The following is a 13,594-nucleotide window of genomic DNA, read 5'->3' as shown; positions in this document are numbered from 1 at the left end:
TGCTTATTCACCGTACATTGTAATGATATGGCATTCGGATTTTGCACCTAATCTCAGTGGCACTCCAGTCGTTCCGAAACCATTACTTACGAGCTCAGCGCTATCATCTTTTTCCCTAAATGAGCCATTTTCATATATACCAAAAGGACCCAATCTAATTTGGCCACCATGCAGATGCCCTGCTAATAACAAATGCGGTTTGCTTATCTTTTTTGCGTTATTAAAATAAGCTGGTGCATGCGTAACAAAGATAATAATGTCTTTTGCCTTCACTTCCTGAAAAGCATCATACATTTTAACTTTACCACTGAATCCGTCATTAATTCCAATCAAGCGAATCGGAGTACTAACAATCTTAAGTTCCACGGATTTATTCACTAACATACAAACATTATTTCTTTCTAACATTTCGATTAGCTCTTGTTCTCCTACTTCACGGTCATTATTTCCAAATACATAATAGATTTCTCCCATTTTTTTTAGTTGCTGAAGATTTTGTTCAATACGATGTAAAGGAACCCCTTTTTCACAAATATCTCCCCCAATAATAACAATATCTACGCTACCCATAAGGGAGTGAATTAATTGAGGCTTTATTTTTCTTCGATGGATATCCGAAATAAAAAACAGATGAATCTGTTCCCCTTTTTTCATCTTCTTTACACGTAAAGTATGTGTTTTAACATTTACTTGAAAAGCTAGAAAAAGCATATAAAGTAACAAACCTATACCCAAGATGATAACTGTCAGAAAAAAATACATCCATGTCCCTCCAATGTAAACATACAAAAAGACAGGGAATTACCCCTGTCCTTTCTCGTATTTCACTATTGATAAAATTATTCGTCTTTTTCAATATGTAAAACACGAAATCCTGATTTTTCAAGATCTGTTACGATACGATCGATTTTTTCTTCGTTTTCAATTTTCAAGACAATGCGGCGAAAAAGCTTGTCAGTTTCATCAAAAGTAACTAGCGAAATAACTGATGCATGATATTTGTGAAGAATATCGGTCATCTTTAATATGCGTCCTTTTGACTCAACGGAGGTAAAGGTAATTCGTGTGCCTTTGCTATTCATGCCGAATGCGCTTTTAAATTGATGCATTATATCAAAGCGAGTTACTAATCCAAGAAACTTCCCATCTTCTACAACGGCAAGTATCGGAAAATCATATAATTTCACCATTGCTTTTTCATATACATCTTCTAATTTTACGAATGTATTTTTTTTGATCGCTACATCTGAAACCTTCGCTTGTTCTAAGAAGCTTTTTTTATCCATATCACTATAAAAAAAAGCTTTATATAAAAGATATCGATTGAACATTCCTAAGTACTTTCCATCCTCAATAATTGGAAGGGCATCGATTTCTTTTGCTTCTAGTTCTTGTAAAGCTTCTAGAACAGGGGTATTCTCCCGCACAGTTAAACATTTTTCTTTCGGAATCATAACACTTTTGACGAACATACAAACACCTCTTTCAAACAGTATATAATTATATATTCAACAAAAAATACAATTATCCTTCTTTTTCACAGTATTAAGGCAAGATTAACTTTTGACCAACAGAAATTTCGTTTGAAGATAAGCCATTCGCTGCCTTGATCTTTTCAACTGCAGTGGGATCATTATAATAATTTATGGCAATACGATATAAAGTTTCGTTCGATTTTACGATATGTGTCTTGGACGGAGTATTCTGTTTAGGCTCTTCTTTTACTACCGGTTTTTTGGGTTGTTCTATTTTTGGTTGTTCTTCTACTTTAGGCTCTTCTATTTTTGGCTCTTCTTTTTCCGGAGTCTTTCCAGCTGCAGCTTGTTCCTCTGCTACTGATTGATCTTCCTCTGGAGTTGTTTCCTCTTCTTTTTCATTTGTACTATTTGTTATAATTTTCGTTTCTACTTGTATAATACCAGCATCTTGAACTTCTTCTACTTCTTTAGGTGTGTAGAAAAATTGTACATAAATGAAAATGCATACAGGAATTAGTATAAAAACACAGAACAAAGTTGGTATTAAAATATTTCTAGATTTTTTCTTTGCTTTTTTTCCTGTATTTTTTCTTCTGCTTCTGCTTAATTCAACTTTTTCGTCTTCTACCCCTATGGACTGTCTGTGCTCATCTATTTTCTTTTGATAGTCGTCTTGATTCATATTTCTCAAACTCCATTTCTACCTTCATATCTACTTCTATTATGACGAATTTTGTTGAAAAAGTAAACTTCCCTAAAGGTTATACGATTGTAGAAGTTCATCTAGCCTATACTTCCAATTAAAATGCTCACTTGTTTCATGCGTTTGTTTTTTACTTTCTAATAATTCCTCCAAATTTAACAAACACTTGGAGCAACAATTAATTGGACGATCAATCAATTGTTCATCAAAAAAATGTAATAACTGCTCCCTTATACATAATTCATTATGAATAATATTGTACAAAGCTTGAATTTCAACCCACTTTTTTTGTTTAATATTTTGAAATAAATGAATTGTTTCTTGCTCGGTTAATTCTTCCTTCCAATAATTTAAAATTCGTTCCGTCGTTTCTGGTAATTGTAGTTGAAAGTTATCGGTTTGATAAATGAGCTGGATATCCGTTTCTTCTGGAAAGTCCTGCATTGAAACATAAAACGCCTGTTCCACATCTGAGGTAGTATAGAGTAAAGATGCGATTGCTTGTTTTCCGTCTCTTGATGCTCTTCCTACTTCTTGCATATAGCTCGCCACGGATGTTGGAATATGATCATGAATAATTTGACGAATATTGTCTTTATGTATTCCCATGCCAAAAGCATTCGTTGCGCATATCCAGTCTAGCTGTCCTTGTTGAAACTGTTGCTGTACTAAAATGCGATCTTCTTGCTCCATTTTCGCATGGTAAAACGCGCATCTAACACCTCTATTCCGAAGTTCCTTTGCATACATTTCTGTTTTTTTGCGTGATTGTGTATATACAATTCCTGGACCACCGGTATTTGTTATTCTATCTATTATCCAAGCAAGCTTTTCCTGTTGATTTGCCATTTGTTTGACTTCATATGCAATGGAAGGTCGATCAACTGAATGGATATACTCATATGGCTCTTTCATCAATAAAGTCGTTTTAATATCTTCTACAACAGTTCTAGTTGCAGTGGCAGTTAAGGCAAGTACATTCGTTGCTCGAAAAATTTTTAGCCATCGAGCGATTCTTAAATAATCCGGTCGGAAGTCAAATCCCCATTGGGAAATACAATGCGCTTCATCCGCCACAATATAAGCGATTCGTATTTCTTCAAGGGCTTTATTAAATCTTTCGTTCTGCAGCATTTCTGGTGAAGTAAAAATAAATTTATAAAAAGACAAATGACGAAAAGCAAACTCTCTTTGTTCAAAAGTCAAAAAAGAGTTGATAGCAATTACACTTTTCTCCCCAATCATTTTGAGTTGCTCCACTTGATCTTGCATTAAAGACAATAAAGGAGAAACAACTACTACCGTCCCTTCCATCATATACGCTGGTAATTGGTATAGTAGTGATTTCCCCATACCGGTAGGTAAAATTGCAACTACGTCCCGCCCAGCTATTACTTGTTCGATTATTTCCTTTTGTCCGTTGCGAAATGAATCATAACCAAATTTGTCTTTAAGCACTTTCGTCAATTTATCCATATGTTCCTCCAATCGTTAGCGCTAGTCTAATTTGAAAAAAGCTTAAGTCAGGGGCTTTCTCACGAATCATTTTTAACTTTTTCGTTTGCAACTCGGCAGAAATTTGCAACACAAGCTGTATTTGTTCACCGGCAATAAAAGAAGAAATAGGAAATTCCGGCTTTGCCGACACGATTTCAATCACATGGTCTTCAATTGTATTTTCTTTTAGAAAACGCATTTTAGCGATTTCATTTAAAGAATATCCTTTTTCAAATAATTTACTCGTTTTCAATGCAGAATCAGTTAAAGGTGTTTTTGCATAAACATCGTTTGTTAACACTGATATATCCGGATATTTTTCCATTGTTATGTCATTCAACATAATATGTAAACTCTCGATAAATAGGAACTTTACATCTAAAACTCCCATACTATGATGAGCAGCGAGCTGCTCCCACGTTAATCCACTATCCTTGTACCCGCTCAACCGATATACAAACAAATTACGATGAATTTCTAGTAAATTAGGATTTTCAAGTAAGCACGTCAATTGTTCTTTAAAGCTTGCTCCAAATGCAATCGATTGAAAATCTCTTGGAAGTAAAAAGCCTTTCACAAAATGATGAATTTCGTTATCTTTTTGAACAGGAATAAACCTTTTTTCGTTTTCTTGAAAATGGGATAATGTTTGAACAATCAACTCCATCCTTTTCCAAAAAGTAAACTCCCTTCCTCTATATACCCACCCATTATAAAAAAGGGGTCTCATCGCAAGAATATGATGTAAGCCTTTTTCGGTTATTGCGAGAAAGGAATCATCCATTACGATATAGTTCTTAGCAAGAAGTGCCGTAATTTCCTCATCGAATGCTTCCTTTGATAGTTTAGGATAAAGCGAGAAGTAAGGATGTAAGTTAAAATACGTAACATCTTGAATAGTTTGTCCTGACTTTTTTCCTCTTAACAAATAATAGGGTGCTGATGCAGATCGTTCTCCTTGAAATTTATATATAATCAATAGTAATAATTGTTGGAAATGCAACTGAAATCCCTCACATTTAAATGTATTTTGGTTGAAATCTGATGAAAATATCTTTAGAATGAATAGGATAGCATATTCGTGAAAGCAGATATAAAGGAGAGAATATAGTAATGGCTAAGTATACAATTGTAGATAAAGATACATGTATTGCATGCGGTGCATGTGGCGCTGCTGCCCCAGATATATATGATTACGACGATGAAGGTATTGCCTTCGTTATTTTAGATGATAACATGGGCACAACCGAAGTTCCAGATGAACTAATGGAAGATATGGAAGATGCATTTGAAGGTTGCCCAACTGATTCTATTAAAGTAGCAGAGGAATCATTTGACGGTGATGCATTAAAATTCGAATAGTGTCTTAGATCATTTCCTTGTAATATAGATTGAGCTAAAAAGGTCGTTTCTCATTAATTAGAGAAACGACCTTTTTTTAACTTATATTGACAACACCAAATGAATTCGCAATTTTATCAAGCAAAGGCTTCATTCGTTTGAATAAAACAATCATGACTACTGTCACTAAAATACCTTTTATAAGATTAAACGGTAATATACCGAAAATGATAGAATTGAATAATGCCGTTCCAGTTTCCATTGGAAAGTTTAAGAAATAAGCATACATCGGTAAAAACACATAATAATTCAATACACTCATCCCAAATGCCATAGAGATTGTTCCACAAGCTAATCCATAAGTAATTCCTTTAGATGATGTAGCTTTACGATAAATTAAGTAAACAGGAGTTAAAAATAAAATACTTGTCACAAAGTTTGCCATATGCCCCACCGGAACCCCTGTTGGACTTCCAGAAAACAACCAATCCAATACATTTTTTAATAATGCTACAAGAACCCCGGCAATTGGGCCCATCGTAATAGCGGCTATTAGTGCTGGAATGTCACTAAAATCTACCTTTAAATAAGCTGGTAGCACTGGTAACGGAAATGCAAGTAGCATGAGAACAAAAGAAATACTACTTAACATAGCAATTGCAATAAGCATCCGCGTCTTGCTTTTAATCATAAAATCCTCTCTCCTTTTGTGATTCACTCCACAAGAAGAAAAGTTCAGACCGTATTTCCTACTCAAAAAATCCCTTAAGCTTTTATAACAGGCTTAAAGGAGTAAAAGGTACACTTAAATAAGCGTATCCGTATAAGAGTATACGAAACACGTCTGCACCTTCACCTTCTCCCATCCAGACTATACTGTCGGCTTTGGAATCGCACCAAATCCTGCCATTACGGCTCACGGGCTTAAGAAAAAATTTCTCTTACCGTCGATCGGGAATTTCACCCTGCCCCGAAGATGAATCAATATTTTATTGTCCTTCAAGAATATCTTGAATTGAATACATTTTATCAAAGTTTGAACTGTTATGCAATACTTCTGTCTTAGAGAATCTTAAGTTCGATGCAAGCATATCTTGTCGTCATTGTTTCTTGCATGCCTTGTAGTTCGTGGGGCCGGTTTAGTATGACCTTCCTATCTCTTCCATTGTTCGGGGTTTGTATAGAAAGAATGGAATTGAGAAATAGCTAATGAATTTATTTTGGCAGGGTCTTGTTCTTATACATATCCTACTTTTTTCATTGAAGAGGTAATTATTGATATGGCTAATCTCAAAAAGGGGTTTTTTACCCTAACTTGCGCTTAAATTCTCTACTGGCGAAGAAGTAAGCGATGATCATAATGCCAATGCACCAGGCAAGCGCTATCCAGATTTCGTTGCCAACAGTCCCTTCAAACAAAAGGGCACGAATTACATTCACGATTGAAGTGACGGGCTGGTTCTCTGCGAAAGTACGGACAATTTTAGGCATGGTTTCAGTAGGCACAAAGGCAGAACTGATAAATGGCAAGAAAATCAGCGGGTACGAGTAGGCATACGACCCTTCCATAGAACTCGCCGTCAAGCCAGGAATGATCGCCAGCCATGTCAGCGCCAGCGTAAACAGTCCGAGTATTCCAGCTACCACGAGCCAATCCAGGATATCAGCGCTGGAACGGAAACCCATCAAAAGCGCAACGAGGATAACAATTATTAAAGTAAGCACATTAGAAAGGAGCGAGGTTAGCACGTGAGCCCACAATATCGATGAGCGCTTGATGGGCATGGAAATGAAACGCGACATTAGCCCACTCTTTACATCTGTAAACAGCCTCACAGAAGTGTATGCGACACCGGATGCGATAGCCATCAGCAAGATTCCTGGCAATAAATAATTGACATAGTTGTCCGTACCCGTTTCTATGGCACCGCCAAATACATAGACAAACAGCAGCATCATCATAATTGGAGTAATCGCCACCGTAATAATTGTATCCGGGCTGCGCTTGATATTGCGCATTAAACGGCCAAGTAATACTCCTGTTTTGTTTTTCATTTACATCTCCTCCTTTTTGCCAATGATTGCGAGGAAAATTTCCTCCAAGGTCGGTTGCTTCTCAATGTATTCCACTTTCGCTGGCGGGAACATCCCTTTGAGTTCGGTAAGGGTACCGGTCGTGATGATTTTTCCGCCATGCAGGATGCCTATATGGTCCGCCAATTGTTCGGCTTCCTCCAGGTACTGGGTCGTCAACAAGATGGTCGTGCCACCGCCGGCAAGCTCCTTGACGGTATCCCAAACTTCAATCCGTGCTTCAGGGTCAAGCCCTGTCGTTGGTTCGTCGAGAAAAATGACTGCTGGTGTACCGATTAGGCTCATGGCTATGTCAAGCCGACGCTTCATCCCACCGGAATATTTGTCAGCCCGGCGGTTTGCCGCCTCACGCAGACCGAATCTTGCAAGCAGACTGTCGGCAACTCGAGCGGGTTTGGAAACTCCCCGCAACCTGGCAATCATCATCAGGTTTTCTCGTCCGGTCAGCATGCCATCTAAAGCTGCGAATTGCCCTGTCAGGCTGATGTTTTGGCGAACATGATCCGGTTGACGCTGGACATCAAACCCGCAAATACCTACTTCGCCGTCATCAGCCTTCATTAAAGTTGAGAGTATGTTGACCGTCGTCGTCTTGCCTGCTCCATTTGAGCCCAGTAGTGCGAAAATTTCACCACGCCGCACCTCAAAATCCACCCCCTTTAAGATTTCCTTGTCTTTAAAAGATTTCGTTAACCCTTTTACTGAGATCGCTGCATTGTTCATACTTTTTCCTCCTTATGCGCCTTGCGGAGCTAGATTGTTTATCCCCCTACTTAGTACCACCGGTAACCTGTATCACTTATTACTTAGCGAAAATAAAACTGAATAACAAAGGGGGCATTTCACATTTGCAAACAGCTATTCAGTCGGTATAATCTATTGAATTTATTTTTTTCCCAATCGCTTCATGATACTCTGATTCAACTCTTCCTGATACTTGGCGACATAGGTTTTAGCGTTTGCCACAAGTTCATCAGCAAAGGAAGCTACGTCTTCACCAGTAATTTCCAGCACTTGTCTTCCATCAGCTGCACCTGCTTCGAACAACTCGATTAATTCATACTGAATGTGCAGCATATCCATTCCATTGCCCGCTGAGAAATTCCACATGTAGCTTTGAATTTTCTTAAATACAAACTCGTAATCCTCTGGCAAAGCATCAACCCGACCCATCATCATCTTGTACTCTTTTTTATCACCAATCATTTTTTTGAACATATCCATCATGTTATTTTCCTCCTTTTTTAATAAGCTGAACCATACAATCCAAAAATATCGTACGGAATATCTTATGAAGCTAGAATGACTTCAAGACGTTTATTTTTGATGATACAAAGTCCCACTTTTTCCAAAATAATTCAAGTTCCTTGCAACCAGCCTCATTAAGTGAGTAAAACTTGCGAGGTGGTCCCATATCTGATGGTTTCTTTACTATATTCACTAGCTTTTTCTTTTCTAATCGCACGAGGATAGTGTAGACCGTTCCTTCCACTACTTCGGTAAATCCAAGCTCGTTCAGGCGGCGGGTAATTTCATAACCATAAGTTTCATGGCGGCTGATGATTTCTAATACGCAGCCTTCCAGCGATCCCTTCAGCATTTCTGTTAAATTTTCCATATTCGAATCCTCCTCTCTTCCGTCTGACTTTTTATAAGTATAACTTAGTACTAAAGGAATTTTTACTGAATAGCTTTCCAAAAATCATTCTATTAAGTATTACTTACTACAGGTATATCGTAACACCGAGTAGTGGTAATGTCAAATCTTTTTTTAGATGCTGTTTATCGCTTTAATGGATTGTCTATGATGTTTTTTTGTAACGCTCTTTAAACTGGCATCTTTGTCTGAGATGATATAGTTCTTCATTATTCATTCCTTTGATATTCTTTGTATTCTAACTTCATACATATTCATTTCTCCTACTTTAAACAGAAGTCTTAAAGCATGTGCTAAACAGGTTATTTCGTTAAATTTGATGTCCTTATTCATTTTCATTTCACTCCAGTTCCGTAATAGAACTGTATTACCTAAATTCCCCATAGTAGTATATTCAAAAAAGCATACAACACACAGATCACTATGTGTTGTATGCTTTTTAGTTAATTGTTCATGATAAAACCATTTGGTCCCAGCGGAACAGGGAGAGGCTTGGTTAAATCGAATTCTGCCCACTCTTGTTGTGCTACGTTTTCCAGCTTCACTTTCGTTTTGAAGCTTGCACCTGTTAATGAAAATGCTTCTATTAGCCTAGTTGCCGCTAAAGGTTCCAATTTTGTTAAGTCAAGCGTATCATCGAATTGAATAACTGCTACCCCTTTCTCTTCCTTATAAGAATAAGTAACTGAGGAGGGAATTACAGAAGTATAAATATCATTATCTTCAGTTTTCATTGCTAAAAAAGCCTCTGAGATAGAATTATAAGAATTCCCAAAATTAGGTGCTAAATAATTTTCTCCATTATTCGCATGATAATTATAGTAATTAGTATGACCTAATTTTCCATCAAGTTTACTAGGTTTTTCCCACAATCCGACTTGATCCCATTCTATTGGTGAACTATCTTCATTTACTGCTAAAAAGGTTTCAAAGTCTGTAAATATTTCGTTTATCGATTGTCGATAAGTCGTGGAAGCACCTGACGCCATATCGTATCCGTGGTCTTTAGGTAAATAGTGCTTTAATAGTTTATCCTCGGCGATAAAGTAGCCTTTATATGGATGATACTCCATAAAGCCTAAGGATTCTTCATCAATCTGACCTGCATATCTATCATACAATTGTAGGCTGGTTGGAGTAATTCCTGGAAAATCAGCTTCAATCTTTTCTTTTGGAATAATAATAGTAACAGGAATTGTTAATGCATTTTCAACAAGTGAAAAATGAAAAACTGTCCCTTCGTTTACAGTATCTGCGTAAACGGATGTCGTTTTATGCAAAGGTAATAACTCGATGCTAGTATCTATCATTGCCGACATCGTCGTCATTTCACTTGCTTGGTCCCCTTCTTCTACCAGTGACGTTTCTTCACTTTCTTTTGCTTCATCCATAGAGCGCATCTTTGCTGTTGGAGAGGCTTGATCGGCTTCACTTTCTGTTGATATCGCTGTTTCTTTTTGATCGATATATGAAGAAACAAGAAATGTAAGAAGCAAAATGGATGCAACAGAAACTATAAAAGGCATCCATTTGGAGAATGACACTGCAGAAGCCTTTCTTTTTTCTTCCTTAATTTGAGCTTCTACTTCCACTTTTACCCGATTATATATTTCTTCTTTGGAACGTTGATCTGTAAACTTGGGCATATTGGTTAATAGCTCATCTAATGTATCGTCGTCTTTTTTTATCTCACTCATGATGAACTGTACCCTCCTTTTCTTCATCAGATAAACGTTCCCGAAGTGCTTTTATAGCTCTATGTTGCGTTGTTTTCACTTTCCCTTCTGTCCAATTGAGTACTTGTGCTGTTTCGGCGATTGAAAGCTCCTGAAAATAACGCATAATGATAACTATTTTTTGATCACCTGTGCAATCATCTAGCGCGTTGAGCAGTGTTTTCATCTCGTCGTTCAACTGTACTAAATCTTCTGGAAGCATATCGTTAGAAGTAAGCTGCATCGTTTCCCAATCAAAAGACTCGAACAATCTTTTTTTTCTAACGGTCTGTTTCCTAAAATGATCAATGGCTACATTTTTCGCTATAGAAAATAACCATGTTTTTTCTGAACTTTTGCCTTCAAACTTGCTGTAGGCCCTTAATACGCGTACATATACTTCTTGGACCAAGTCTTCCGCAGTTTGCCTATTTTTCACTAAATAAATAAGAAACTGAAAAACGTCTTGATGATAGCTATCATACAAGCGATGGAAAACGGAGTCATTCATAAGCTCCCCCCGTTCTATTAATTAGTCGTTTCATGTACCGTTTTGTTTCATTATAAGTGGTTTAAAGGCAATTTTATGATGAACGTCGTCCCAACACCAACTTCACTTTCTACAGACAAATTACCGTCATGTCGTTCTACAATATTTTTAGCAATCGCCAGCCCTAGACCAGTTCCACTTTTCCCTCGTGTTCTTGCTTTATCCGCCTTATAGAATCGTTCAAAAACATAAGGTAAATCTTCTTTTGGGATGCCATATCCAGTGTCAGCCACTTCAATCTTAATTTGTTGATCTGTCTGGCTAAGCCTTACAGTTACCGATTCTCCTTCTGATGTATGTCGCAGCGCATTATCAATCAAATTAGTTAGCACTTGTTCCATACGGTCCTCATCAATTTGTAAATGCACCGATTCAGTTAGTGTATGTTCGAAATATAAATGTATATTTTTTTCCTTCGCTATTTGATCAAACTTTTGGGTTATACGCTCAATTGCAGGTAAAATAGAAACCTCTTCCTTATAAATACTTAAATAACCTGATTCTAACCGAGCTAAATCTAATAACTCAGTTACTAATCTACTCATTCGTTTAGATTCATCGTAAATAATACGGATCATTTCATTTTTGTCTTCCTCGGTTGTAACTACTTCATCGATAATTGCTTCGCTATAACCTTGCAACATCGAAATAGGGGTCCGAAGTTCATGAGAAACATTGGCAATAAAATCCGAGCGCATCTTATCTAAACGATGTTGTTCAGTCATATCCCGCAAAACAACGACAGCGCCGCGAACCGAGTCTTTACTGTAAAGAAGGCTAATAGAAACCGAGAAATAAGCGCCCTTTATCTCTATTTCTTCATCCATTTCTTCTTCCAAATGAAATACATGGTCCAGTAAATGATATAACTCTGCAGGTAAATTAGAGTTATCACCAGTTTCATTGTATGCATACCATTTTTGAAATAACTGGTTTGCCTGCGGATTGCTTACAAGTACATTGAAATCCTTATTAAATGTGATAACTGCATCGGTCATTGACGTAAGAATACTAGACAGCTGTTCTTTTTCCTGGCTAATAACTTCTACATGATGCTTTAACTGGCTTCCCATTCGGTTAAATGCAACGCCAAGTTCACCAATTTCATCTTTTTGTACGTAAGGAACTTTCGTTTCGAAATTCCCTTTCGCTATTTCTAAAGCAGCTTCTCGCATTGTTCTAAGAGGTAAAGTAATTCGAGAAGACAGGAAGAATGAAAACATCGTAGTTAATAATAACGCAATGAATCCAGATAAAAAGACAATTCTAGTCGTATGATTGGAAGTCTTATTTACCACCTCTAGACTTTGATAAATAAAAACAGCTCCGTGTATTTCCTCGTCAGACTCAAGAGGAGAAGCAAGAATTATATAATTTTCCATTCTATCCTCATCGGTCATCGAAGGCATTAACATCTTTTTAATAATCGTGGTATTTGTTGTATATATATTTGATAAGTCTTTATCTTTTAATATTTTTTCTTGAAAAATATCTTTTTTTAGACCTTCATGAACAGATAAAAAAACCGATTCGGAGTTTCGCACAATTAAAGCATTCGTTTCAGCCCCGAGAATATCTTGAATAATTTGCATAGAGTCTTCAATCTGGTCATATTGTTCTACTATTTTACCTATAGTGGCAGCTTCCTGTCTGAGTGATTCTTCTGCTTGTTCGGTATGGAAATTTTCTAAAAACTCAAGCATCAAGACAGTAATGATAAACAACACAAATAAGACGAGAAGCAATATGGTTCCCCATAGCTTCCCGACAACACTATTCCAGATTCTATTCATTGACAACCTCGAATTTATAGCCGACACCCCAAACAGTGACGATCATTTTTGCAGACTTTTCCGAGACTCTATTTAACTTTTCACGCAATCGTTTAACATGCGTGTCGACAGTTCTTAGATCACCAAAGAAATCATAATGCCAAACTTCTTTAAGCAATTGTTCACGATCAAATACTTTGTCTGGTGCTTTCGCTAAAAAGTAAAGTAATTCATATTCTTTTGGTGTCAAACTTACTTCTATTCCATCAGCAGTTACTCGATGCGCATCATGGTCAATGGTCAGATGTGGGAACACAACGATATCTTTAGAAACAGAAACTCCTTGTGTTGGTGAAAAAGCAGCAGAACGTTTTAAGAGAGCTTTTACACGCAATACAACTTCTCTAGGGCTAAAAGGTTTCACTATGTAATCATCTGCGCCCAATTCAAATCCTTCTACTCGATTTGCTTCTTCTCCTTTAGCCGTTAACAAAATAATCGGTGTTTCCTTGTGTTCGCGTAACTCTGTCATTGTTTCTATACCATCTTTTTCTGGCATCATGATATCTAATAATATGCAGTTATATTCATTTTCTAATGCTAGTTGTAAGGCAACTTCGCCATTTTCCGCTTCTTCGACTTCGTAACCTTCTCTTTCTAAATACATTTTCAATAAACGACGAATACGTTCTTCATCATCAACTATTAAAAGTTTAATCATTTCAGACATAATATCATACCCTTCTATCAACTTCTAATTATATTGTACAGTGAGACCCGACAAAAT

15 protein-coding genes and 1 riboswitch are annotated in these 13,594 nt (G+C 36.9%); of the genes, 1 reads left to right on the top strand and 14 read right to left on the bottom strand.

Annotation, left to right across the window (positions count from 1 at the left end; genetic code table 11):
* Positions 1 to 3 precede the first annotated feature (3 nt).
* From FS486_RS10655 to FS486_RS10635, 5 genes are all read right to left on the bottom strand, one after another.
* Positions 4 to 762 (bottom strand): metallophosphoesterase, encoded by a 759-nt coding sequence (locus FS486_RS10655; RefSeq protein WP_144511316.1) that lies wholly within the window; start codon positions 760 to 762, stop codon positions 4 to 6.
* A 77-nt stretch (positions 763 to 839) separates the two neighbouring features.
* Positions 840 to 1,472: a CBS domain-containing protein gene (locus FS486_RS10650; protein ID WP_144511315.1), complete on the bottom strand. Its 633-nt coding sequence runs from the start codon at positions 1,470 to 1,472 to the stop codon at positions 840 to 842.
* A gap of 73 nt (positions 1,473 to 1,545) precedes the next feature.
* Positions 1,546 to 2,160: a LysM peptidoglycan-binding domain-containing protein gene (locus FS486_RS10645; protein ID WP_144511314.1), complete on the bottom strand. Its 615-nt coding sequence runs from the start codon at positions 2,158 to 2,160 to the stop codon at positions 1,546 to 1,548.
* Positions 2,161 to 2,232: 72 nt separating this feature from the next.
* The gene (locus tag FS486_RS10640; protein WP_144511313.1) at positions 2,233 to 3,657 is read right to left on the bottom strand and encodes a RecQ family ATP-dependent DNA helicase; all 1,425 of its coding nucleotides are present in this window, start codon (positions 3,655 to 3,657) and stop codon (positions 2,233 to 2,235) included.
* A complete protein-coding gene (locus FS486_RS10635; RefSeq protein ID WP_144511312.1) occupies positions 3,650 to 4,681 on the bottom strand; it encodes a YpbB family protein in 1,032 nt (343 codons plus the stop codon). Before FS486_RS10635 ends, FS486_RS10640 begins: the two co-directional genes overlap by 8 nt.
* Positions 4,682 to 4,791: 110 nt before the next feature.
* Between FS486_RS10635 and FS486_RS10630 the strand changes: the two genes are divergently transcribed.
* Entirely contained in the window at positions 4,792 to 5,040 is a 249-nt protein-coding gene (locus FS486_RS10630; protein WP_144511311.1) for a ferredoxin, read from the top strand.
* A gap of 76 nt (positions 5,041 to 5,116) precedes the next feature.
* Here FS486_RS10630 and FS486_RS10625 read toward each other — a convergent pair whose 3' ends face one another.
* From FS486_RS10625 to FS486_RS10585, 9 genes are all read right to left on the bottom strand, one after another.
* The gene (locus FS486_RS10625; RefSeq protein WP_144511310.1) at positions 5,117 to 5,710 is read right to left on the bottom strand and encodes an ECF transporter S component; all 594 of its coding nucleotides are present in this window, start codon (positions 5,708 to 5,710) and stop codon (positions 5,117 to 5,119) included.
* Between the two features lie 159 nt (positions 5,711 to 5,869).
* A riboswitch (FMN riboswitch) is annotated at positions 5,870 to 6,001 on the bottom strand.
* Between the two features lie 323 nt (positions 6,002 to 6,324).
* Positions 6,325 to 7,074, bottom strand: a complete 750-nt coding sequence (locus FS486_RS10620; RefSeq protein ID WP_144511309.1) for an ABC transporter permease — start codon at positions 7,072 to 7,074, stop codon at positions 6,325 to 6,327.
* Positions 7,075 to 7,836, bottom strand: a complete 762-nt coding sequence (locus FS486_RS10615) for an ABC transporter ATP-binding protein (RefSeq protein ID WP_144511308.1) — start codon at positions 7,834 to 7,836, stop codon at positions 7,075 to 7,077.
* A 162-nt stretch (positions 7,837 to 7,998) separates the two neighbouring features.
* Positions 7,999 to 8,340, bottom strand: coding sequence for a DUF1048 domain-containing protein (locus FS486_RS10610; protein WP_144511307.1), 342 nt, complete (start codon positions 8,338 to 8,340; stop codon positions 7,999 to 8,001).
* Between the two features lie 70 nt (positions 8,341 to 8,410).
* Complete coding sequence (locus FS486_RS10605) at positions 8,411 to 8,731, bottom strand: PadR family transcriptional regulator (RefSeq protein ID WP_144511306.1); 321 nt, start codon at positions 8,729 to 8,731, stop codon at positions 8,411 to 8,413.
* Positions 8,732 to 9,213: 482 nt separating this feature from the next.
* Positions 9,214 to 10,467: a hypothetical protein gene (locus FS486_RS10600; RefSeq protein WP_144511305.1), complete on the bottom strand. Its 1,254-nt coding sequence runs from the start codon at positions 10,465 to 10,467 to the stop codon at positions 9,214 to 9,216.
* Positions 10,460 to 10,996, bottom strand: a complete 537-nt coding sequence (gene sigX, locus FS486_RS10595) for an RNA polymerase sigma factor SigX (protein ID WP_144511304.1) — start codon at positions 10,994 to 10,996, stop codon at positions 10,460 to 10,462. The genes FS486_RS10600 and sigX overlap by 8 nt, the downstream gene beginning before the upstream one ends.
* A gap of 50 nt (positions 10,997 to 11,046) precedes the next feature.
* Positions 11,047 to 12,828, bottom strand: a complete 1,782-nt coding sequence (locus FS486_RS10590; RefSeq protein WP_144511303.1) for an ATP-binding protein — start codon at positions 12,826 to 12,828, stop codon at positions 11,047 to 11,049.
* Positions 12,821 to 13,537, bottom strand: a complete 717-nt coding sequence (locus tag FS486_RS10585) for a response regulator transcription factor (RefSeq protein WP_144511302.1) — start codon at positions 13,535 to 13,537, stop codon at positions 12,821 to 12,823. The genes FS486_RS10590 and FS486_RS10585 overlap by 8 nt, the downstream gene beginning before the upstream one ends.
* Between the last annotated feature and the right edge of the window lie 57 nt (positions 13,538 to 13,594).

It is taken from the genome of Bacillus sp. FJAT-22090 (genome assembly GCF_007676755.1).
Lineage (GTDB): Bacteria > Bacillota > Bacilli > Bacillales_A > Planococcaceae > Psychrobacillus.
This window is presented reverse-complemented; position numbering and strand designations above follow the sequence as displayed.

Excerpts from the sequence above, each read along its gene's own strand:
- FS486_RS10640 (WP_144511313.1), bottom strand. The coding sequence starts at position 3,657 with ATGGATAAATTGACGAAAGTGCTTAAAGACAAATTTGGTTATGATTCA.
- FS486_RS10645 (WP_144511314.1), bottom strand. The coding sequence starts at position 2,160 with ATGAATCAAGACGACTATCAAAAGAAAATAGATGAGCACAGACAGTCC.
- FS486_RS10605 (WP_144511306.1), bottom strand. The coding sequence starts at position 8,731 with ATGGAAAATTTAACAGAAATGCTGAAGGGATCGCTGGAAGGCTGCGTA.
- FS486_RS10650 (WP_144511315.1), bottom strand. The coding sequence starts at position 1,472 with ATGTTCGTCAAAAGTGTTATGATTCCGAAAGAAAAATGTTTAACTGTG.
- FS486_RS10620 (WP_144511309.1), bottom strand. The coding sequence starts at position 7,074 with ATGAAAAACAAAACAGGAGTATTACTTGGCCGTTTAATGCGCAATATC.
- FS486_RS10585 (WP_144511302.1), bottom strand. The coding sequence starts at position 13,537 with ATGTCTGAAATGATTAAACTTTTAATAGTTGATGATGAAGAACGTATT.
- FS486_RS10655 (WP_144511316.1), bottom strand. The coding sequence starts at position 762 with ATGTATTTTTTTCTGACAGTTATCATCTTGGGTATAGGTTTGTTACTT.
- FS486_RS10590 (WP_144511303.1), bottom strand. The coding sequence starts at position 12,828 with ATGAATAGAATCTGGAATAGTGTTGTCGGGAAGCTATGGGGAACCATA.
- FS486_RS10610 (WP_144511307.1), bottom strand. The coding sequence starts at position 8,340 with ATGATGGATATGTTCAAAAAAATGATTGGTGATAAAAAAGAGTACAAG.
- sigX (WP_144511304.1), bottom strand. The coding sequence starts at position 10,996 with ATGAATGACTCCGTTTTCCATCGCTTGTATGATAGCTATCATCAAGAC.
- FS486_RS10625 (WP_144511310.1), bottom strand. The coding sequence starts at position 5,710 with ATGATTAAAAGCAAGACGCGGATGCTTATTGCAATTGCTATGTTAAGT.
- FS486_RS10615 (WP_144511308.1), bottom strand. The coding sequence starts at position 7,836 with ATGAACAATGCAGCGATCTCAGTAAAAGGGTTAACGAAATCTTTTAAA.
- FS486_RS10630 (WP_144511311.1), top strand. The coding sequence starts at position 4,792 with ATGGCTAAGTATACAATTGTAGATAAAGATACATGTATTGCATGCGGT.
- FS486_RS10600 (WP_144511305.1), bottom strand. The coding sequence starts at position 10,467 with ATGAGTGAGATAAAAAAAGACGACGATACATTAGATGAGCTATTAACC.